The organism is Clostridium frigoris (genome assembly GCF_018861865.1).
Taxonomy (GTDB): Bacteria; Bacillota; Clostridia; order Clostridiales; family Clostridiaceae; genus Clostridium_AD; species Clostridium_AD frigoris.
Genome location: NZ_JAHLDV010000007.1, coordinates 56,163 through 77,817, shown reverse-complemented (window position 1 = coordinate 77,817; position 21,655 = coordinate 56,163). Strand labels below are relative to the sequence as shown.

At 27.8% G+C, this 21,655-nt stretch carries 20 protein-coding genes; 17 read left to right on the top strand and 3 right to left on the bottom strand.

Annotated features, from left to right (window positions below):
• The first annotated feature begins 8 nt into the window (after positions 1–8).
• The 13 genes from mutL (at position 9) to KPL37_RS05420 (ending at position 13,235) form a co-directional block, all read left to right on the top strand.
• Entirely contained in the window at positions 9–1,958 is a 1,950-nt protein-coding gene (mutL, locus tag KPL37_RS05480; RefSeq protein ID WP_216146407.1) for a DNA mismatch repair endonuclease MutL, read from the top strand.
• 13 nt (positions 1,959–1,971) lie between these two features.
• Positions 1,972–2,910 (top strand): tRNA (adenosine(37)-N6)-dimethylallyltransferase MiaA, encoded by a 939-nt coding sequence (gene miaA / locus KPL37_RS05475; protein WP_216146406.1) that lies wholly within the window; start codon positions 1,972–1,974, stop codon positions 2,908–2,910.
• A 46-nt stretch (positions 2,911–2,956) separates the two neighbouring features.
• Positions 2,957–3,190: an RNA chaperone Hfq gene (gene hfq / locus KPL37_RS05470; RefSeq protein ID WP_216146405.1), complete on the top strand. Its 234-nt coding sequence runs from the start codon at positions 2,957–2,959 to the stop codon at positions 3,188–3,190.
• Positions 3,191–3,291: 101 nt separating this feature from the next.
• Positions 3,292–4,185: an MYG1 family protein gene (locus tag KPL37_RS05465; RefSeq protein ID WP_216146404.1), complete on the top strand. Its 894-nt coding sequence runs from the start codon at positions 3,292–3,294 to the stop codon at positions 4,183–4,185.
• A 345-nt stretch (positions 4,186–4,530) separates the two neighbouring features.
• Positions 4,531–4,695: a hypothetical protein gene (locus KPL37_RS05460; protein WP_216146403.1), complete on the top strand. Its 165-nt coding sequence runs from the start codon at positions 4,531–4,533 to the stop codon at positions 4,693–4,695.
• 278 nt (positions 4,696–4,973) lie between these two features.
• Complete coding sequence (locus KPL37_RS05455; protein WP_216146402.1) at positions 4,974–6,476, top strand: NAD(P)H-hydrate dehydratase; 1,503 nt, start codon at positions 4,974–4,976, stop codon at positions 6,474–6,476.
• A 221-nt stretch (positions 6,477–6,697) separates the two neighbouring features.
• Positions 6,698–7,579, top strand: coding sequence for a L,D-transpeptidase family protein (locus KPL37_RS05450; RefSeq protein WP_216146401.1), 882 nt, complete (start codon positions 6,698–6,700; stop codon positions 7,577–7,579).
• 152 nt (positions 7,580–7,731) lie between these two features.
• Positions 7,732–8,997 (top strand): hypothetical protein, encoded by a 1,266-nt coding sequence (locus KPL37_RS05445; protein ID WP_216146400.1) that lies wholly within the window; start codon positions 7,732–7,734, stop codon positions 8,995–8,997.
• Positions 8,998–9,328: 331 nt separating this feature from the next.
• Positions 9,329–9,979, top strand: coding sequence for a hypothetical protein (locus tag KPL37_RS05440; RefSeq protein ID WP_216146399.1), 651 nt, complete (start codon positions 9,329–9,331; stop codon positions 9,977–9,979).
• Positions 9,980–10,409: 430 nt separating this feature from the next.
• Positions 10,410–11,090, top strand: coding sequence for a YczE/YyaS/YitT family protein (locus KPL37_RS05435; protein WP_216146398.1), 681 nt, complete (start codon positions 10,410–10,412; stop codon positions 11,088–11,090).
• Between the two features lie 47 nt (positions 11,091–11,137).
• Positions 11,138–12,094, top strand: a complete 957-nt coding sequence (locus KPL37_RS05430) for a carbohydrate kinase family protein (RefSeq protein WP_216146397.1) — start codon at positions 11,138–11,140, stop codon at positions 12,092–12,094.
• A 291-nt stretch (positions 12,095–12,385) separates the two neighbouring features.
• The gene (locus KPL37_RS05425; protein WP_216146396.1) at positions 12,386–12,907 is read left to right on the top strand and encodes a flavodoxin domain-containing protein; all 522 of its coding nucleotides are present in this window, start codon (positions 12,386–12,388) and stop codon (positions 12,905–12,907) included.
• Between the two features lie 121 nt (positions 12,908–13,028).
• Positions 13,029–13,235, top strand: coding sequence for a DUF1737 domain-containing protein (locus KPL37_RS05420; RefSeq protein WP_216146395.1), 207 nt, complete (start codon positions 13,029–13,031; stop codon positions 13,233–13,235).
• A 104-nt stretch (positions 13,236–13,339) separates the two neighbouring features.
• Here KPL37_RS05420 and KPL37_RS05415 read toward each other — a convergent pair whose 3' ends face one another.
• Positions 13,340–13,762, bottom strand: a complete 423-nt coding sequence (locus tag KPL37_RS05415) for a universal stress protein (protein WP_216146394.1) — start codon at positions 13,760–13,762, stop codon at positions 13,340–13,342.
• Positions 13,763–13,925: 163 nt separating this feature from the next.
• On the opposite strand from KPL37_RS05415, the gene KPL37_RS05410 reads away from it, so the two are divergent.
• The gene (locus KPL37_RS05410; RefSeq protein WP_216146393.1) at positions 13,926–15,683 is read left to right on the top strand and encodes a helicase-related protein; all 1,758 of its coding nucleotides are present in this window, start codon (positions 13,926–13,928) and stop codon (positions 15,681–15,683) included.
• Between the two features lie 153 nt (positions 15,684–15,836).
• Here KPL37_RS05410 and KPL37_RS05405 read toward each other — a convergent pair whose 3' ends face one another.
• Complete coding sequence (locus tag KPL37_RS05405) at positions 15,837–16,736, bottom strand: flavodoxin family protein (protein ID WP_343216216.1); 900 nt, start codon at positions 16,734–16,736, stop codon at positions 15,837–15,839.
• Positions 16,737–16,974: 238 nt separating this feature from the next.
• Between KPL37_RS05405 and KPL37_RS05400 the strand changes: the two genes are divergently transcribed.
• Complete coding sequence (locus KPL37_RS05400; protein ID WP_246578139.1) at positions 16,975–18,513, top strand: PucR family transcriptional regulator; 1,539 nt, start codon at positions 16,975–16,977, stop codon at positions 18,511–18,513.
• A gap of 140 nt (positions 18,514–18,653) precedes the next feature.
• Here the strand turns inward: KPL37_RS05400 and KPL37_RS05395 are convergent, their stop codons facing one another.
• Positions 18,654–18,854, bottom strand: a complete 201-nt coding sequence (locus KPL37_RS05395; protein WP_216146392.1) for a DUF1450 domain-containing protein — start codon at positions 18,852–18,854, stop codon at positions 18,654–18,656.
• 514 nt (positions 18,855–19,368) lie between these two features.
• On the opposite strand from KPL37_RS05395, the gene KPL37_RS05390 reads away from it, so the two are divergent.
• Both KPL37_RS05390 and larE read left to right on the top strand, forming a co-directional pair.
• A complete protein-coding gene (locus tag KPL37_RS05390; RefSeq protein ID WP_216146391.1) occupies positions 19,369–20,529 on the top strand; it encodes an SNIPE associated domain-containing protein in 1,161 nt (386 codons plus the stop codon).
• A 247-nt stretch (positions 20,530–20,776) separates the two neighbouring features.
• A complete protein-coding gene (larE, locus tag KPL37_RS05385; protein ID WP_216146390.1) occupies positions 20,777–21,616 on the top strand; it encodes an ATP-dependent sacrificial sulfur transferase LarE in 840 nt (279 codons plus the stop codon).
• Positions 21,617–21,655: the final 39 nt, after the last annotated feature.

Below are 21,655 nucleotides of genomic sequence, written 5' to 3'. Positions count from 1 at the left end.
GAGTTATTATGAGAATTAATTTATTAGAAGTTGAAACTTCAAATAAAATTGCCGCAGGTGAGGTGGTAGAAAGGCCATCATCTGTAGTGAAGGAATTAGTTGAAAATAGTATAGATGCGGGTGCTAAAAATATTACCATAGAAATATTAGAGGGCGGTCAAAAATGTATAAAGGTAATTGATGATGGCTCGGGTATTCATGTAGATGATATCGAAAAAGCTTTTTTACCTCATGCAACTAGCAAAATAAAATATGTTGAAGACATATATAAAATACATTCATTAGGGTTTAGGGGAGAAGCATTACCTAGTATTGCTTCAGTATCTCGTACCACATTAAATAGTAGAACAAAAGAGTCTCCATTTGGCATGGAGATATCTCAATCATCAAGTGATATACTCTCCATTAAAGAAGTTGGATGTAATGTTGGCACAACAATAGAAGTTAAGGATTTGTTTTTTAATGTACCAGCAAGGCAAAAATTTCTAAAGTCACCTCAAAGAGAAGCTGCTTTAATATCGGATATTTTAGGAAGACTTGCTTTAGCTAATAATGAAATTTCTTTTAAATTGTCAAATAATGATAAAAAGGTATTCTCTACCTTTAGTTCTACACAGCCTCGAGATACCATTAGATACATATACGGCAAAGAGGTTGCAGAAAATATTACGGGTTTTGAAAAGTATAATGACATAATGTCTGTACATGGTTATATTGGTAACGCGCAGATAAGTCGCGGAAGTCGCAATAGGCAAAGTATTTTTGTTAACAAAAGGTATATTAAAAGTGGCTTAATTACTGCTGCGGTGGAAAATGCTTTTAAATCTTTTTTGACTATTAATAAATTTCCGTTCTTTGTAATATTCTTAGACATTTTTCCAGAGTATATAGATATAAATGTTCATCCACAAAAAACTGAAATTAAATTTCAGGAAGATAAAGCAATATTTAAGTTTATTTTTGATGCAGTTCATATAGCAATTGGAGATAGTTTAAGAGGTAATTTTGATGTTACAGAAGATGAAAATAAAGATAATAATAATGATAGTGAAAAAGAAGTTGAAAAGAATACCATAAAAAAAGATGTTTATGATTTCAATAGAATAATTATAGATGAAAAAGTCAAAGAGGAACTGGAAAAGAGTGTTCAAATTCCAATAGACTTTAAATATAAAAGGCAAAATAATGAAGCGGATAATTTTATGGAGTCTTCTTATGCACATTCAAGCCTTCCTAAAGTTACAAGTAATTCAGGTAGTGAACTTACAGGTGGGACTAAAGAATTACAGGGCACAAGTGAAAATGTCAAAGACAATGTTAACATAAATCATGAGACAGGTGAAATTACAACATTAAATGAAGTTTCTAAAATATCAAAGTTTCCGGAACTTCGAATTATAGGACAATTTAATAAAACTTATATAATTGGTGAGGCATACAATGAACTTTACCTAATTGACCAACATGCAGCTCATGAAAAGGTGTTATTTGAGAAATATAGAAAAGAAATAAAAAACGCTCAGGTGGTATCTCAAATTTTAGTGGTACCTACTGTAATAGAACTAAGTGTGGATGATTATGCTTATTATAGTGAAAATATAGATGTATTTAATAATACTGGTTTTAATATTATTGAATTTGGGGAAAATACAATTAGTATAAAGGAAGTTCCTATAATCCTTGGTAAACCAGATATTAAAGATCTTTTTAATGAGATATTAGATAACCTTAAAAATATGGGTAGTGGTGAAACTGTACAAATTAAATATACTCGTATAGCCTCGCTTGCATGTAAAGCAGCTGTAAAAGCTAATAATCTATTATCAGATTTAGAAATGAATAAATTAATTAATGATTTAAGATACATTGATGAACCTTTTACTTGTCCACATGGAAGACCTACAATAATAAAAATCACACTTAATGAACTAGAAAAAAAGTTTAAAAGAATACAATAGAAAAGGTGAAAATATGAAAGATTTATTTATTTTAGCAGGTCCTACAGGTATTGGTAAAACAGAGATTTCTATAAAACTTGCACATAAACTAAATGGAGAGATTATATCAGCTGATTCAATGCAAATATATAAATATATGGATGTTGGTTCTGCTAAGATTTCAGAGCAGGAGATGATGGGGATTCCTCATCATCTATTGGATATAATAGAGCCAAGTGTTGCTTTTAGTGTAGCCGATTTTAAAGAAAGATCAGAGAATGCCATTTTTAATATAACAAATAGGAATAAACTCCCAATGATCGTTGGTGGAACTGGGTTTTACATAAATTCTTTAATTTATAATTACAGCTTTGCCGATACCAATAAAGATGAAACATACAGAGAACATCTTACAAAACTTGCAGAGGAAAATGGGAAAGAATATGTCCATAACTTACTTAAAGAAATTGATAAAAAAACCTATAATAAACTCTTCCCTAATGATCTGAAAAGAGTTATTAGAGCTTTAGAAGTATACAAGGTTAGTGGTAAACCTATGAGTGAATTTGCAAAGGAGCAAGACATTTTGGATATTCCTTATAATGTACATTATTTTGTATTAAATATGGATAGACAAAAATTATATAATAGGATAAATTTACGCGTAGATATTATGATGAAAAATAATTTGGTTGATGAAGTTATAAAATTAAAGAAAATGGGCTATAATGCAGATATGCAGTCAATGAAAGGTATAGGTTACAAAGAGATATTATATTACTTAAATGATGAAATATCCTTAAATGAGGCTTTAGAAAAGATTAAACAAGGAAGTAGAAATTATGCTAAAAGGCAACTTACTTGGTTTAGAAAAGATCCAAGAGTAAACTGGATTAATAAAGATGATTTTAGCAGTGATGATGAGATTGTAGACTACATAAAGAGTAAATTGACTCCTTTTAGTAAGGCCTAATGAACTGTTTTTTATAAAATTAAAATACAATTGTGGAGGAACATTTGTGAGCAAAGCTATTAATAATCTGCAAGATATATTTTTAAATGATGCAAGAAAAAATAAAATTCAAGTTACTTTATATTTGATAAATGGATTCCAATTAAAGGGAAATGTGACTGGTTTTGATACATTCACTGTAGTATTAAATTGTGATGGGAAACAAATGATGGTATATAAGCATGCTATATCCACAATAACTCCACTTAAACCAATATTACTCGGTAGTGAAGAAAGTTAAAGTTATAGTATGTCGTTAAAGGCCTAAGCTTAGAGTAAACTAGCTTGAGGCTTTATTTTTAAAATGGGCTAATTCATAATATAATATGAAAGAGGTAAATGATGATAAATGAAAAGAATATTAGAACTTTAGGAACACATAGTGGTAAATTCCATGCAGATGATGTTATGGCTACAGCTATGCTAAGATTATTGTTAGGAGATATAAAGGTAATAAGAACAAGGGATGAAGAGGTACTTAAAAAACTAGATTTTGTTTATGATATTTCCCTTGGAGAATTTGATCACCATCAATTAGATAAAGAAATAAGAGAAAATAATATTCCATATGCAGCTTCAGGTCTAGTTTGGAGAGAGTTTGGCTCTAGAGTAATACAAAAGTTTAATTCAGACTTTAATGAAGCTGATATATTATCAATTTTTGATTATATTGATAAGACTTTAGTGCAGGGGATTGATGCTATAGATAATGGCATAGATTCTAAATCAGAATTTAAAGTAACTTCAATAAGTGATATTATACAAAATTTCAATCCTACATGGGATGATGACTCATCTAAAGATAATGCATTTGAAGAAGCAGTCGAATTTGCAACTGTTGTTATAAAACGGATAATAAGTAGACAGGTTTCTGTTATAAAAGCAAGAGATATAGTAGATAAGGGTTTTGAAAATAGAGATGTTAATGAAATAATGGTTTTGAAAAAGGGGTGTCCTTGGCTTCAACAGTTACTAAAAATAGATATAAACAGTGAGGTATTGTTTGTAATCTCGCCTGGTGATAATAACATAGAGTATAAGATTCAAACAGTAAAGAAAACAGCTGGGACTTTTGAAGCAAGAAAAGATTTAGTAGAATCAATTAGAGGAAAATCAAGTGATGAGATAAATTCAATAATAAAAATAGATGATGCTATTTTTTGTCACAAAGCAGGGTTTATAGCGTCAACTAAAAGCATAGCAAGTGCTCTGAAAATAGCAAAATTATCAGTTTAAAATATGAATTAATGAACCCAATAACAATTGTTGTTATTGGGTTCATTTTTTATAAAATAATTAAATATAAGATGTTAAATTTTTGTTGAAGATATAATTCAAGAGGAAAGATAAAATTTCCATGCCATCTAGAAAGGATTATCTTAAAAAATTGGATATATAATCGCTTTGTAATATTTAAAGACATATGTATACAATAGTAATTAATATAATTTTATATGATTTTAACTAAGTAAACGTATTACCACCAATTTGAGAAGTTGCTAAGCAATTATATATCGTAGTATAATTTAATTTAGGTTAAAAGTTAAAATTATGAGCCGTTTTAGGAGATGAAAGAATTATATGGGATCAGATATTATAGTAGGAGTTATATGCATCATGTTAATAACAATGGGTATAATGGGATTTGTAAAAGAAATGACATTACTTAAGATGGAATGTGAAGGAACAAAAATAAAAAATAAAAAAACTAACATATGTAATTGGCCAAAAATATTATCAGTATAATAGGTAGAAGTAAAAAAGCTTAGCAATTCCGCTAGGCTTTTTTATTTTTTTGTACATATATAAAGCTAGGTTGTTATTAATATTATAGGGGTATGCTAATTTACAATTAAATATATATTAAAATAAAATTCGAATTATAAACATAACCCATTGATACTATGATTTGAAACTGATATTATTAAAATTGAGAAAATATGGTTAACGAATCTATTACAATGTTAAAATGTAAGGTCGAGTTTATTGTAAAAAATTGTTTTGTAGTTTTGGAGGGAAATGAAATGAAAATCGCAACAGCACAGATGATGGGAAAGATTGATCGCTATTGTATAGATATTTTAGGAATTCCAGGTATTGTACTAATGGAAAATGCAGCACTAAAGGTAATGAAAAATATACCAGAAGATACTATGAAATTCGTAATTGTTTGTTCTAGTGGGAATAACGGTGGCGATGGTTTAGCAGTAGCAAGGCATCTTTTAAATAGAGAAAAATACGTCGAGGTATTTTTTCTTGGTTCAGAGGAAAATATGAGCGGAGATGCGGTTGTTAACCTTAATATTATAAGAAATATGGGTGTGAAAATAATAAAAATAAATAACAATGAAGATTTGAAGATTTTAAAGGAAAGTATAGTTAAATGCGAAAATACAATTGATGCAATTTTTGGTACAGGATTATCTAGAGAGGTTAAAGGTATTTATTCTTTAGCAATTACAATTATGAATGATAATAGTAAGTTTATTTTATCAATTGATGTCCCATCAGGATTTGAGTGTAATAGTGGAAAAGTGATGGGGAATTGTATTAGAAGTAATAAAACAGTTACATTTGAACTTTATAAAAAGGGTTTTCTTTCATATGATGCAGAGGCCATCACCGGAGAAATTGTTATTGAGAATATTGGAATACCAAAAGGGGTAGTAGATAAATTTCAAGAATATGAATACGTAATGGATATAGATTTTATTAAAAGGTTGATTAAGAAAAGAAACAAGTGTTCGCATAAGGGCGATTATGGAAGAACACTAATTCTTGCAGGATCACTAGGGTTTACTGGGGCTGCATATATCTCAACTCAGGCTGCTGTTAGAAGTGGGGCTGGCCTTGTTACGCTAGGATGTGATAGCTCAATTCAAAACATACTAAGTGGAAAATTAGTTGAAGCTATGACTGCCTCAACTAATGATGAAAAAATATTGGATTCATTAATAATTAAGAGCGATTGTATTGCAATTGGTCCAGGACTCGGAAATAATATGGGTACTTTGAATTTACTTGAAAAAGTTTTATTAAATTCTAAATGTCCTATTGTAATTGATTCAGATGGTTTAAATGTGCTGCAGGGAAATCTTGAAATACTGGAGACTAAGAAATATCAGATAGTTCTTACACCTCATATGGGGGAAATGGCAAGAATATCTGGGTTTTCAATAGATGAAATAAATGAAAACAAGATAGAAATAGCAAAAGAATTTGCAAAGAAACACAATGTTGTTTTGTTACTTAAAGGATTTAATACAATAATAACAGATGGAAAAACGGTGCAAATTAATCCTACTGGAAGTAGTGCAATGGCATCAGGTGGAATGGGAGATTGCTTGACAGGTATTATAGCATCTTTCATATCTCAAGGTTATGACATCATGACTGCAGCATGTGCTGGTGCATATGTTCACGGATATGCTGGGGATAAACTTTCAAAGAAAATGTTTTGTGTAAATGCAAATCATATTTTAGAGGCACTCCCTTCTATAATAAAAGAAATTCAATATTTAGAATAAAATTATCAGTGATACTTATAGCTCAAAGGAGCTTTTTGCAATACTAAAATGAGAATAATGTATAAATAAATGACAACTATAAATATAATTTATATTATTGCACTTTTGTTGCAACTAAAAGGATGTAAGTAGCGTTTATAGTATGGTATATAAGTGAAATTATAATAATTCTTAGGGTAGTAACTATTGTAAAACTGATTAGGTTGATGGGAGTGCGTGATATGAGAAGTATGAGAAATAAAAAAACTTTTTTTTTAGGAATTATTGGTATGGTAATAATTGTAGCTAGCATTGGTTATAAAATAAAATCCAATTCTATTATTAAAAAAAACACTTTAATAGTATCAAGCAATAAGAGTAAAATTGTCCATAAAACTAAAGTTGAACTAGACAGTGAGAGACCAGATAAATCTATAATAAAGTCACCTGATAAAGGTGAAGATGTAAGGAGAATACAAACTAGGTTAAAAAAATATGGCTATAATGTTGTTGTGGATGGGGATTATGGTGAGGGTGTAATCTACGCAGTTATGGATTTTCAACAAAGACATAATTTTATACCTAGTGGTAAAGTAATAGGTGAAACAATAGATGCTATGTACAAAATGCCTACAAAAGATAATATGTACAAGCCAGCTACTCAATCGGTATTAAGCGCAAATGATGTTGCTATAGAATCTACTTATGAAAGTAAATTAAATAGTGGCGAGAATACAAGTTCTACGAATAATTATATTTTAGTAGATCTATCGCAGCAAAGAGTGTATATTTTTTATGGATTAGTACATAATTGGAAATTAATTAATACCTTTTCTTGCGGTTCTGGTAAAGCTGAAACTCCAACTATAACTGGGTATTTTCGTGTTGGGGTGAAGGGGCTAAAATTTAAATCGGGTACAGACGCTGCACCGGTTTATTGTAAGTATTTTACTCAAATTAGTGGTAATTATTTATTCCATAGTATTTTATATGATAAGAGTGGAAACGTAATAGATGGTAATTTAGGTGCAGTTGAATCACATGGATGTATAAGGCTCGCTCTTGAAAATGCAAAATATATTTATGATAATATACCTATAGGATCTACAATTCGGGTAAAATAAATATTGATTATTAATGTACTCCGAGAGTAATATCTCGGAGTTTTTAATATTTTATTAAAATATAAAAGGATAATTATAAGTGAATATTGAATTATGTAAATAAATGTTTTAAACAGAATGAATCAGTTTTCCTTTCAAAGGAGGAATTATTTATGAAAAGAGAATATTTAGAATTAAAAACATGTCGTACAGAAAAAGCTGAATTTATAAAAGAAAAGGAATATATTGTACTTGATACAACAACTGAATATACCTACGAATATGATTTTAATATATTACCTTGCTATAGGGTTATAAATGAAAAAGGTGGAGTTGAAATAGTTGTGCCTGATCAAATTTTTTATCCAACGCATAGGTTAATGCAATCTATAAAAGATGTAGTGTATACAGGCGTTTTAGATATAGATGGTTTATTGGAAGGTGAAGTATATTCTGTTTTTAAAATGAACGAAGAAAAAGAAGAACCCATTTATACTATATTTGATGATTCAAACAAACTAATGTCATATTATGCTTCTTTATTTGTAACAGAAGATAAGTATCTTAAAATGACTAAAGAGGAACTTTCTGATTTTAAAAAAGTAAAAAAAGAAGAATTATTACAATTTGAGGATAAGAGAGAAAAAGAAAATGAAAAGTTTTTAAATCAACAATTGGAAGTCGAAAACACTAAAAAAAAGGAAATTCAATACTCTTTAGATGAAAAAGAAAGGCTACGAAATGTAAAAAATTCGAATAATCTTGAGATAGAAAAATTCAAGGAGCTTATAAAAATTTTAAGACCAAATAAAGTAGAAAATATTACTAATCCTTTGATGTTTGAAATTTATAAAATAAAAAATAAAGTTAGTAAACTTTCAGCATTATTTATTTTTGGATGTAGCATAACAGTTGTTTCCTCAATATTTGGTAAGGTGTTGTTAAGTTCAGTAATCAATATAATATATTTAATAACAGGTGTGTTAACTTACTTATATTTAAAAAAGAATCTATTTGAGAATTTAATTAAAGACATACCTATAAGTAAGAAATTAGATAAAGAATCACTAAATTTAATGATTTCTTTTAGTGACGATATATTGCTTAAATTAAAGAAAATCGAATTAAATATATTGATATTAGAAACTGGAGCTACAATAAGTAGTGGAACTGTTTCACTAATAAGGGAGTCGGTCTCATTTTGCTTAGAAAGTTATAAAACCAAAGATATTAATTTACTAAAAGATATATACGTATTTTTAGATAAAACGCTTGAATATATATATAGTCTTATAGAGGGAGATAATTTAGCAGAAGAATATATAGAAAAGCAGATTTATGAGAATGTATCTTCTATTATAAAGAGAAATACTGATGTTTTTGAACTTATGATTTCAGATAATAAAGAAATTAAAAAAATATTAAACAAAGTTGATTAATCTAATAGGATGAAAAATGATGAATCATCTTAAAGGGTGGTCATATTGGTATTGCCGCTCAGGATATAGGCATCTCATAAGGCATATATGAGATGCCTTGGAGTATTTAAAAGAAAAGGTATAATAGTTTTGGGATAGATAAAATATCATTTTTAGTATTTATCTTTCCTTATGTTCTTATTTTTGTTACAATTAGTAATAAGAGGATTGATAAGGTCGAACTCAAAATTATCATATTTATTTAGAAAGGCTGTTATTATGATATATTGTACGGTTTTATTAACTTAATAGTAGGATTATTATTAAATAAATTATAAAGGGGTATTGCAGAATGGAAATGATATTATTAAAGAATGATTTTAATGGTGCTCTAAATGCTTTATTAGAAAACATGGTAGACAATCATATTAAAGAATGTAAAGAGAAATATCCAACAGAGACGAAAGAACAGTTTAAAGTTGACATTTCATCAAATGAAGACTTAACAAAAGAACTTGAAAATATAGAAAAAATGATAAGTAGGGATTTATCCTCAAAGGAAATAGTTATATTTAAATACCTATTTAATCACAGCTTAACAAGAAAAATATATTCAAGTGACAAAATTGTTACGATACATAAACATAACCTAAAAGAATGGGAAATAGATGGATTAGGAAATTGTCTAGAGGTATATGTTAATAATGAAAATTATGTTGCAGTTAAATGTGAACTGGGAATAATTTATTTATTAGTAGCGGGGAAAATAGGTGAAGATAGATATATTTCGGTATCCACTGAAAATAGAGATACAATCTCAGACAATGTTTATCAAATTGAATGTGGTGTGCAAGTTGCAAACATAGATATATGTACATCTGAGGGAAACATTATCTTTACTAATGGTAAAAAGTTACATATAAAGCTAAATAGGGACATTGATCTTGTAGATACTGATGATTACAATCGCACAGTAAAAGGTATTATAACCGAATTTAAGTAAGATAAAATGAAAACTATGGTTAAGTGGAGAATGTAGTAATGTTACATAGGCTATAAATAAACATACATAATTAACTTAGCATTTTATACTGATACATGAGGGTAATATATAGAAAAATTAATTAGATCGTATGATAGATATAAGAGGTAAACAAATGTCGTGAAATTATTTTTCACGACATTTGTTGTTGTACTCTTTATCATTAGATACTTTTTATGTAGATACAAAGCTAAAAGCTAAAAAAATGATTAGGGGCGAGAATGAGGTAGATTTATTACAATATAAATAATATTTATGGCTTCAACTGTTGACACCGTTTACTAAAGTATAGTAAACTGAAAACAAGCGAAACAAAATGAAATAAAAACAAACGCAAACGAACATAGATAAACCTTAGTTTCTAAAATATTATAAAAAAGGGATGGAAAATATGACTAAAAAGATAAATCTAATTAAAAGACTAATTATATTTTTTGTAGGAATGAGTATTATACAGATTGGAGTAGCTTTGTTTTTAAAAACTAATATTGGCTCTGATCCATTTACTTTATTCACTCAAGGATTAGCGTTTTTATTAAATAAAACACCTGGAAGTGCTAATATGATCATTCTATTTGTATTGTTTTGCATAATACTTATAGTTGAAAGACATCGTATAAAGATAGGAACAATTATATGTGTTGTTGGAGTAGGACCAATCATTGACCTTGGAGTAAAGGCTGTTTCATTTTTCCCAATAGCATCATTAAATATTGGTATAAAAATACTTTTAGTTGTAATGGGTTGCGCTTTAATTGCAATTGGATTGTCTATACTTAAAGCAAGTAACTTAGGTGTTGCACCAAATGATATTATTCCATTTATTATAAAAGATAAAACTAATTTAGAATATCGTTGGATTCGTATGGCATTAGATGCTAGTTTTTTAATAATGGGATTTGCACTTGGCGGAGTATTGGGAATAGGTACAATAATATCTGCATTGTTAATAGGTCCATTTATACAATTTTCGCTTCCCTATGGAGAAAAGTTTGTAAATGTTATTGTTAAAAATCAAACTGAAGATGAAATTGAAAATGAAAATGAAGAAAGTGTATCTTTAAGGGCTTAACTTGTGATAAAGCTAATAGATAATAATTAGAATTAGGAGGCGTACTTTTGAATAAAATACTATGTATTGGTGAATTGTTAATTGATTTTATTTGTTCAGATATTAATAGTGGTTTAACTAAAGGAGAAAATTTTGTAAAAAAAGCAGGAGGTGCACCAGCAAACGTATCAGCAGCTATATCAAAGTTAGGAGGGCAAGCATATTTTGCAGGGAAAGTTGGTAATGATAACTTTGGTATCTTCTTGAAGGAAACATTAGAGGAGGCTGGAGTAGATACTTCTATGCTTATACTTGATAAAAATTCTAAAACTACTTTAGCGTTTGTTTCTCTAAATGAAGATGGGGAAAGAGAGTTTATTTTTAATAGAGGTGCAGATGAATTATTAACTTTAGATGAGTTAGATGGTGATAAACTAAAATCTTTTAAAATAATGCATTTTGGCTCCGCAACTGCACTTTTAGGAGGGCCTTCAAAAGAAACTTATTTAAAATCTATGGAGCTTGCTTTCAAAAATAAAGTTTTTATTTCTTTTGATCCTAATTATAGAATAGATTTGTGGAAAAATAGAGTGAGTGACTTTGTAGAAATATCAAAACAATGTCTCAAATATTCAGATTTTGTTAAAGTAAGTGATGAAGAAATAAAAATAATTTCAGGTAAAGAAAATATAGATGAAGGTGTTAAGTTTTTTCATAGCTTAGGTGCAAAAGTTGTAGCTGTTACACTTGGAGATGCGGGTACATTAATTTCTACTAATGAAGGAAGTAGCATAATCAATAGCATAAAAATTAAATGTATTGATTCAACAGGAGCTGGGGATGCATTTGTAGGCGCATTTCTTTATAAACTTGCACAGTTAAGTAATCCAAAATCATTCATGAATAATCCCGATATTATTAAAGACATAATACTTTTTAGTAATAAAGTTGGCGCTGTTACATGTACAAAACTTGGAGCTATAGCATCTCTACCAACGCTTGAAGAAGTACAAATGTTAAAATAGTTTAAAGAACAAATTTAAACTACTTTTATATTAATATGTGAATTATGAAAGAAAAAAGGAACAATTAATTTTGTTCCTTTTTTATATAGCCGATAATCTTGTATAAATAATATACAACATTTAGTATCCTTATATTTTTCCAGCTGGAGCGGAGTGGAATTGTCAATGCCTTGGATGATAGATGCAATAAACATATTAGAATTTTTATATGGAAAATAAAAGGAAATTATGAATGTCTGTTGAATTATGTTAAGAGGGAATATTATTAATATATTGTAAGAGGTGAAAACAATGAAAACTGTAGTAATATACAAGTCAAAAACAGGTTTCACAAAAAAATATGCAGAGTGGATTGCCAAGGCATTATTAGCGGACATTTTTGATGTTTCAAAGGTTGATATAAATGTAGTTACCGACTATGATACCGTGATTTATGGTGGCAGTTTATATGCTGTTGGTATAATTGGAGTAAAATATATAACACAAAACCTCAATAAACTTAAAGGTAAAAAAATTGTTGTTTTCGCAACGGGGGCATCCCCATCGAGTGAAGGGGTAATATCTGAAGTGAAAAATAAAAATTTTACACTCGAGGAACAGAAACATGTACAGTTCTTTTATTTAAGAGGTGGCTTTGATTATAGTAAAATAAAATTGCTTGATAAAGTACTTATGACATTACTAAAATGGAAGATTAAGATGAAAAAAGAATTAACCCCTGAGGCAAGAGGTATGTTAGCCATGTATGATAATCCCGTAGACTTTACAAGAAAAAAGAATATCGATGAAATAATAACTTATGTTAATTTGTAATATGTAGAACTATCAGCGCAATTATTAATATGACATACATATAAAAATTTAAAACAGGAAAGGAAGTGGATATTTAGTGAGAGAGTGTATTTATAGTACACTCTCTCACTAAAGAAAATTTATGGAAAACAAACTTAAATATCGATTAATTACTGGAAAAGATGATGAAAATTTTTGTGATAGGATTTCTGAATTACTTGATGAGGGTTATAAATTATATGAATCTCCTTCGTGTACTTTCAATGGGCAAGATGTAATTGTGGCACAGGCAGTAATTCTTAATGAGTGTGACAACCTTGATATTGGGTTCAAAAGAACAGTTAAATAAAACTCTTATATAGGGAAAAAAATACGAAGTAACTAAAGAAGAACTGATAGAATAATACTTTTGGTATGAAATCATTATATCAAAGGAACTTTGGCTAGTAACTACTAATCAGGAATAACGATTACAGATACTTTAGCATTTCTAACAACTTTACTTGTTACAGAACCAATTATTCTATATAAACCTTTTTTACTACACTTTGTCATTATTATTACATCATAGCTATCTTTTTCAGACTTTTTTAATATTTCATCTCCAGCATATCCCAAAATCGAAAATTCTTTAATTTTATAGCCGTCTAGTTCCTTTATTGCTTTATCTAAAATTAATTTACTGTCATTTGTTAAATAGTCAAATTCATTTGGAATTGGCATTGGAATCATCATATCATCAGTTAAAATGATCTCCATTACATTCATTAGCGTAACAGAAATATCATCCTTATTAAAAAAACTTTTCAAGAAGTTAATAGAGTGCATGCTTCTTTCTGTACCATCTAATGGAACTAAAACTTTTATTTTTTTCATATACAACGCCACCTTAATTTATTTATATATTATAATATTAACACATATTACTAATAAAGTTAAATGTAGAGAAATTCAAGGAAAATTTATAGTTTCTGTAACATTAGGAAATAATATATTTTAAATGCACGATTAATTAGGAAGTTTAGTTGGAGGAGACAAGATGAAAAAGAATGAATTCCAAAGAGAATTTAAAAAATTAAAGAATCAGATTAGTCAAATTGCAGAAATAGTTCATCATTCTAAGCCCGGAGCTCTTATTGAACATGAAACCGCAATAAGAAAAAAGTTGAAAAAGATTAAAGAACTGGAAAATGAAGGTTTCAAGGATTTTAATAAGGTATATGAGAAATACAAGGAATTATTAGAAGATATATCAAAAAGAATGCTTGAGGATTATAACAACAGGAATAGTACTGATTTTGATTTCTATCAAGTTTTGAGAGAAAACTATAACACTTTTTTAGATTATGGGTTCATGATATTACTTACGAAACACCATATACCTAAGTTAGTTATTAAAGAGTTTGAAGAAAAATTTCCAGCTAACCCTAAAGATGAGTATATAGAAGCTAGAGGCATGGACAGAATGATTTATATTCATTTAGGTGATACCAATACAGGTAAAACTTATAATGCTGTAGAACGTCTGAAAACAGCAAAAAAAGGAATATATTTATCACCACTAAGGATTCTTGCTCTAGAGAATTTTGAAAAATTGAATAATGAGGGAAAAATTTGTGACTTATTAACTGGAGAAGAACAGATATTAAAGATAGGTTCAACCCATGTTTCTTGTACAATAGAAATGGTTAATTTAAATGAATATTATGATATAGCTGTCATTGATGAAATTCAAATGATTAAAGATCAACATAGAGGAATAGCATGGAGTAAGGCATTACTCGGATTAAAATGTGGCGAGATTCATATATGTGGAGCTACTAATGCAAAAAACATACTAGAAACAATTATAAATGACTGTGGAGATAAGTATGATATAAAAGAATATACAAGAGATATTCCTTTAAAAGCTGAAAATATAGATTTTAATTATAATGATATTCAAGAGGGCGATGCAATTGTAGTATTTTCTAAAAAGAGAGTATTAGAGATAGCAGAGAGATATTCCAGTATAGGTATCAAAACTAGTATAATATATGGAGATTTACCACCAGAGGTTAGAAAAATTCAATATGAACAATTTACCAATAAAGACACAAAAGTTTTAGTAACTACTGATGCAATTGGCATGGGAGTTAATTTGCCAATTAGAAGAATTATTTTTATGAGTATAAAAAAATTTGATGGTGAAGAAGTACGAGAACTAACATCACAAGAAGTAAAACAAGTTAGTGGGCGTGCAGGACGAAGAGGTATCTATGATGTAGGGTATGTAGCTAGCACAGGAGATACTCAAGATTTCATTAAATCTAGATTAGAGGTTAAAGATGAAGAAATAAAGAAAGCAGTTATTGGACCATCTGATGTTATAGTTAAAATTAAAGGGTTGCCACTAATTGACAAATTAGTTTTATGGAGTACTAGAGAAGAGAAATTAGATTATTATACTAAAATGGATATTAACGATTATATAATAATTTTAGATAGAATAAGAGATTATAAGTTAAAACAAGAAGTTCAATGGGAGTTATTAAAAGTTCCATTTGATATTTCTAGGGAACAATTAATGAATACATTTGTGCTTTATGTAGAAGAGATATTTATTTATAAACAAGATAGTTTATTTAAACCAGAATGTTTAAAAAATAGCTTAGAGGATTTGGAAATATATTATCAAAAGATAAATATGTATTATTCATTCTCTAAAAAATTCAAATTAAAATTTGATGTAGATTGGATATATGACGAAAGAGTAAAGGTCAGTAATGATATAAATGAAATACTATTGAAGATATAGAAAAGTACAATCTGATAGATATGTAAGGTTGTACTTTTCTATAATCTAATCAAATACAAATGATTCTTTTTTTACTTATAACCAAACGCCCTTTATTTAGTCCCCAGAACTTTTTGATTTAGTGTCTACTTAAGGGGGTATATTTAATAATTATTATCTATCAATTTCTATTGTAGGAAATTTCAAATTTTTATATTTAACGAATTTTTCTTTAACAGTTGATAAGTTCTCATCTGTGTAAAATCCACCTTGTGTATGATAAATTTCTTCTAAATGGTGCTCTCTTCCTTTAATAGTAGTACGATCACGACTTAATCCATCTTTAGCAATAACAAATTTCCATTTACCAGTTTCAGTTTTTTCTAAGTCTCCACCAGCACCACAAACTTGACATTCAATTGGGAAGTGCAACCCATCCCATTGAATTTCTCTCAAACTTAATGAATTAGAATGACAATTTGGACACCACCCCATATTTTCATCACCTAACCACACTCTTTTTTCTGCTGTAGTATTTAATGATTTCATAACGTTGTTGCCGATTTCTTCAGCACGTTTTATCATATAATCATGTAATAAACATTGTTTTGGAGCTGGCACACGAGTAGCCAAATACATATCAATAATTTTAAAATCATTTGTAAAACAAGTTGCCTGCATAGCTTCTAATGCCATCGACTGCCATGAACGAGTAGATCCTCCAACAGCAATTAAAGCACCAACTCTATCTTTATGCTCAATTTCACCAATTGATTCTAAAAATGCTGATTCATAACTTAAATTTCTATGCATAAACTTTAAAAATGTTGCAGTTAGCATTAAATCATATGTAGGTGCTGAAAAAATAACAGCATCTTGATTTAACATAACTTCCATAATTGCTTTTTTATCATCCTTCTTATCTAAGGTGCATCCAACGTTTTTACCAATAGTCATACCATGTGTACATGCAGTGCATCCTGTACAATCCATAATGTTATAATTTCTTAGATTAATCATAGTGATTTCTGCACCTTGTTGCGCACAAGCTAAAAGTGCTTCTTTTAATAAAATTTAAGAATTTGAATCTTTTCTACCAGCTGTAACTCCCATTATTTTAAAAGTCATAATAAAATCTCCTCTTTATATATCATATATATTGTTAATACATGTTTTTTTTGTTACACAAACTAATGAACATTTATAATATTAACATAAATTAATGAACCATTCATCAGAAAAAATTAGGAAAATACTACACTTTAATAGTATAATTTTAGAATTTTTTCTAATGCACAAGAGGAGGTAATTTTTGGCTAAACTAAAAACATTATTAGATTTTCTTGAAAACAAACCAAATATTAAAATTTTAGCAGCACATAATACGGATATTATTATTGATGAAGTTTTATTTTTACAAGACAATATAGAGATTTCTCCAACCACTTTGTATCTGACAACAAGAGTACCTAAATCTTTATTAATTAATAAAAAAAATATTTTAATTATTTTAAATAAAGCAAGTGAAGATATTCCTTTTGGTCAGATTGAGACTAAAAATAGTATAGAAGAAATTTATAGACTAATTTGTGAATTTATGTTTATAGAATATAAACTGTCCACAAAAAAACTTAATATATATAATAGTTTATCTGCTTGTAATGATATTAATAAGACTATAAATTTATGTGAAAACTATTTAAATAATCCAATTTTTATTTTAGATACTAGTTATCGTATTATTGGTCGTTCAACTCTAGCTAATACGATTACATCTAGTATTGAAACTTATAATGAGCAGACTTATCTTTTAATTGATACTGTTAATATTATGAAAAAAGATAAATGTATAGATAATATTTATAGTTCAAGAACATCATTTTTTCACTTTTCTGATAAAAATCTTATTTTTTGTGGTATTCGTATTAATAATGTTACTGTTGCGTATATATGTATTTTACAAGAAAATCGAGAATTTGTTGAACAAGATTTAGAATTAACCAATACTTTGGCACAAACTCTTTCTATAAAAATGCAGAAAGATAATTTGTTTATAAATACTTCAGGACTCGAAGAAGAATATTATTTAATGGATTTATTAAAAAATTCAATAAATAATATTTCATATATAGAAGAAAGACTAAGAAATATAGACTTTAAATTAAATAAAAATATATTAATAATTGTTATACCTTTTCGCCAAACATATCAAGATTACCGACATAATTTTGGACTAAAACAAAAGATTATTACAACTAAGAATATATTTGGTAATTGCATTTCTGCTTATTATGAAGATAGTATAATTCTTCTGGTAAGTAAGGAAGATGATGATGTGTTTTCTAAAAACACAAAAACGAGATTCACAGATTTTTTAAATCTCAACAATCTAAAAGCCGGGATTAGTATGACATTTCAAAATATACTTGAAACAAAGGAATTTTATAAACAAGCTACTTATACTCTAAAATTATCAAAACACTTAAACAATGAAGGTTTCTTATTTTATTTTAATGACTATATAGAATATTATCTGTTTCATATATTGCAAAGCATGGATAATAATTCTGAAAAGATCAAACTGAACACATTGATTGATCCATTGATTACCAAACTTATAAGGATTGATAGAAATAATAATTCAGTATTATTACAAACATTGATAATTTATTTAGAAAATAATAGAAATGCAAGATTGACCTCAGAAAAATTAAATATTCACTCTAGTACATTTTTTTACCGCTACCATAAGATAGAAAAATTATTAAATATATCACTAAGTAATAGCCATATTTTATTTAATTTTGAATTATCATTAAAGATTTTAAAATATCAAAAACAAAAATTTTAATTTTTCTTCTTTTATCATTAATCTTTATTGATATCAATAGCAAATACATTAATTTTTTTACAAAAACACATTAACCTTAACATATATAATAATCCAATGAATAATAATAGAGGATAGATTACTAAATCTATCCTCTATTATTATTTATACTGTTTTATTTTTTTTACAAGCTTTTCTACGCTATCAGCAGAGATAAAATCGCCATGTACTTTGGCAATTGGATGTTTATGGCACAGGCCACATTTGCTTAAGCATTTTTTGTGTTCAAATTCTATATTATTTTCTTTCAATGCCTTACTAAGTTCTTTGTAGCTATCATTTGATTTACATATTTTAATCATTATATATCACATCCTTATATTTATTTTTATTGTTTACTAAGATGAATTTTATTTCGTAATAATATATTACATTGTATCTAGCATTTGTGCAAGCAATTATAATATGTTAATTTATTGAATTTAAACTTAATCTATTATTAATATTATTATAATTAACAATCATCAAATCCGCTAAGAATGTGTAGAAGATATGTCAATTGGTATTAAAAAAAATATAAATTAGAGGTAAAGTGTTTAACGAAAGATATAACATATGCATTAATCGGAGCACTTCAAATTTCAGAATTGATAGTGTGTTCAAGTCAATTATATTACCAACAAAAGGAACTTAATATATCATCAAAATATCAATTAAATTAAGGGAATATATATGCTATATAAATAATTATTAGCAAAAAATTTAATCAATTTATAATTAGTAACATAATAACCGCATTCTTGAGAATGCGGTTACATATTTAGCGAATTTTTTGTGGTATAATGTAGACTGTTAAAGAAATAAGGAGGGTTATCAATGGCAATACTTACATCCATTAAAGACGCTTTAAGTGCTAAGCAATATAAAGCTGAGATTGAAAAATTAATCGAGGAAAATAAAAATTTAAAATATATAAAATTAACTCCAACTCAAATGGGAATGAGTCGGATTTTATCTAAAACAAAAGAATTAGAAGCAGAGCTTGAAGAATATGATAAGCTCATTTTAACAAAAACAAAAGCTATAGAAGAACTCAATATAGAATATGGTAATCAAGCTACTTATCAAACAAGAGAATTTGAAGAGAAATCTATTGAATATGATCATAAAATTGAATTAAAAGATAAGGAACTTGAGGATAAATCAATTGAAAATGATAATATTATTGAAAGCAAAAAGAAAGAATATGATGATTTAATTGAGTTAAAAGCCAAAGAACTTGAAGATAAATCATCAGAATATGATAATTTAATAAATGGTAAGAAGGAAGAGTATGATAATCTAATTGAGTTAAAAGGTAAAGAGCTTGAAGACAAATCAACAGAATATGACGAATTTATTGAAAGCAAGAGCAATGAATACGAAGATATTTTTAAACAAAAGGCTATTGAACTTGAGCAGAAGTCTAGCGAATATGCGGTTTTAATAGAGAGTAAAACAAAATCTATTGAAGAACTTAATTTAGAATATAATAATACAAAAACTCGTGTAGAAGATTTAAATACTCAAATAGTAACTTTAGATGATGATATTTTGATGCAAAGTTTTGGTGTTTATAAATCTGAATATAATTTAATGAATTCAGTCAAATGTTCTACTATGCTTCAAGATATAAGGGAAAAGCAAGTGAATATGATTAAATCCAAAGAAGCTATAGAATTTAAGCAATGGATTATTAATGGTAACATAAATGAAGATAACCAATTGGTTGGAGATATGACGGATGATATGATTAAACTAGTTGTTAGAATATTTAATGATGAGTGTGATTCTATAATTAATAAGGTTAAATTCAGTAATATTGAAGCAATAGAAAACAGGATAAAAAAATTCTTTGAAGATTTAAATAAACTTGGAAATATAACACAAGTTAAAATATCACCTAAATATTTCAATACTAAATTAGAAGAACTTCACCTTTCTTATGAATATAAATTGAAAGATCAAGAAGAAAAAGAAGAAAGCGAAACTACATAATAATATAATTAGTGAGTTTTTGGCTGTTGATGAATAAATCAATGGTATTGAAGTCTAATGTTATATCTAAAAATAATGTGAAGGACTAGTGTAATTGCTAGTTCTTTTTTTGCACCTTTCATATAAAAATCAGTATTGAAAAAAAATAAACAAATTATTATGTTCAAAAGTTAAATATTATGTTACATTAAATGTGTTAAAGATTTTATTATCAATAGTAATAGTTTTTATGACAAGGAGGACAAATATGGAGTTAAATCTGAAGTTTCAAAAATTAAAGGATAGTATTCAAGATTTAGGAAGTGTAGCAATAGCATATTCAGGAGGTGTTGATAGTACTTTTTTATTAAAAGTATCAGCTGATATCTTAGGTGATAAAGTTATAGCAATTACTGCAAAGTCAACAACATACCCAGAAAGAGAATTTAAGGAAGCTGTTAAATATATTGGAGACATTGGAGCAAAACACATAGTAATAATCTCAGAGGAATTAGAAATTGAAGGTTTTGCTAAAAATCCTATAGATAGATGTTATTTTTGTAAAAAAGAGCTTTTTTCAAAAGTTAGAAAAGTTGCTGATGATAATAATATTAACGCAGTATTGGATGGTTCTAATGCTGATGATGTTTCAGACTATAGACCAGGAATGAAGGCAGCGAATGAATTAAAAGTTATTAGTCCATTAAAGGATGCTGGACTTACAAAAGATAATATAAGAGAATTATCAAAAAGGCTAGGATTACCAACTTGGAACAAACCAGCTTTTGCATGTTTATCATCAAGGTTCCCATATGGTAATGAAATAACAGTTGAAAAATTGAGCATGGTTGAAAGAGCAGAACAATTTTTACTTGATTTAGGATTTAGACAGATAAGAGTGAGGCATCATGGAGATATAGCAAGAGTAGAAGTTAATGCCCAGGAAAGAAGTAAATTTTTCAGTACAGAAATGATGGATAAGGTTGCAAATGAATTAAAAATCATTGGTTTCAAATATGTTACCCTTGACTTGTTAGGATATAGAACTGGAAGTATGAATGAAGTACTTAGTGACAAAGAAAAGAATTCAGTAAAAGCCCTTGATTAAAATCAAGAGCTTTTCTACTTATTTAAACTTTATTTGATA

Bases quoted from the DNA above. Each gene is read 5' to 3' on its own strand.
- KPL37_RS05440 (WP_216146399.1), top strand. From the start codon at position 9,329: ATGGAAATGATATTATTAAAGAATGATTTTAATGGTGCTCTAAATGCT.
- KPL37_RS05425 (WP_216146396.1), top strand. From the start codon at position 12,386: ATGAAAACTGTAGTAATATACAAGTCAAAAACAGGTTTCACAAAAAAA.
- KPL37_RS05445 (WP_216146400.1), top strand. From the start codon at position 7,732: ATGAAAAGAGAATATTTAGAATTAAAAACATGTCGTACAGAAAAAGCT.
- KPL37_RS05465 (WP_216146404.1), top strand. From the start codon at position 3,292: ATGATAAATGAAAAGAATATTAGAACTTTAGGAACACATAGTGGTAAA.
- KPL37_RS05390 (WP_216146391.1), top strand. From the start codon at position 19,369: ATGGCAATACTTACATCCATTAAAGACGCTTTAAGTGCTAAGCAATAT.
- KPL37_RS05420 (WP_216146395.1), top strand. From the start codon at position 13,029: ATGGAAAACAAACTTAAATATCGATTAATTACTGGAAAAGATGATGAA.
- KPL37_RS05395 (WP_216146392.1), bottom strand. From the start codon at position 18,854: ATGATTAAAATATGTAAATCAAATGATAGCTACAAAGAACTTAGTAAG.
- KPL37_RS05450 (WP_216146401.1), top strand. From the start codon at position 6,698: ATGAGAAGTATGAGAAATAAAAAAACTTTTTTTTTAGGAATTATTGGT.
- KPL37_RS05415 (WP_216146394.1), bottom strand. From the start codon at position 13,762: ATGAAAAAAATAAAAGTTTTAGTTCCATTAGATGGTACAGAAAGAAGC.
- KPL37_RS05455 (WP_216146402.1), top strand. From the start codon at position 4,974: ATGAAAATCGCAACAGCACAGATGATGGGAAAGATTGATCGCTATTGT.
- miaA (WP_216146406.1), top strand. From the start codon at position 1,972: ATGAAAGATTTATTTATTTTAGCAGGTCCTACAGGTATTGGTAAAACA.
- KPL37_RS05460 (WP_216146403.1), top strand. From the start codon at position 4,531: ATGGGATCAGATATTATAGTAGGAGTTATATGCATCATGTTAATAACA.
- larE (WP_216146390.1), top strand. From the start codon at position 20,777: ATGGAGTTAAATCTGAAGTTTCAAAAATTAAAGGATAGTATTCAAGAT.
- KPL37_RS05435 (WP_216146398.1), top strand. From the start codon at position 10,410: ATGACTAAAAAGATAAATCTAATTAAAAGACTAATTATATTTTTTGTA.
- KPL37_RS05410 (WP_216146393.1), top strand. From the start codon at position 13,926: ATGAAAAAGAATGAATTCCAAAGAGAATTTAAAAAATTAAAGAATCAG.
- mutL (WP_216146407.1), top strand. From the start codon at position 9: ATGAGAATTAATTTATTAGAAGTTGAAACTTCAAATAAAATTGCCGCA.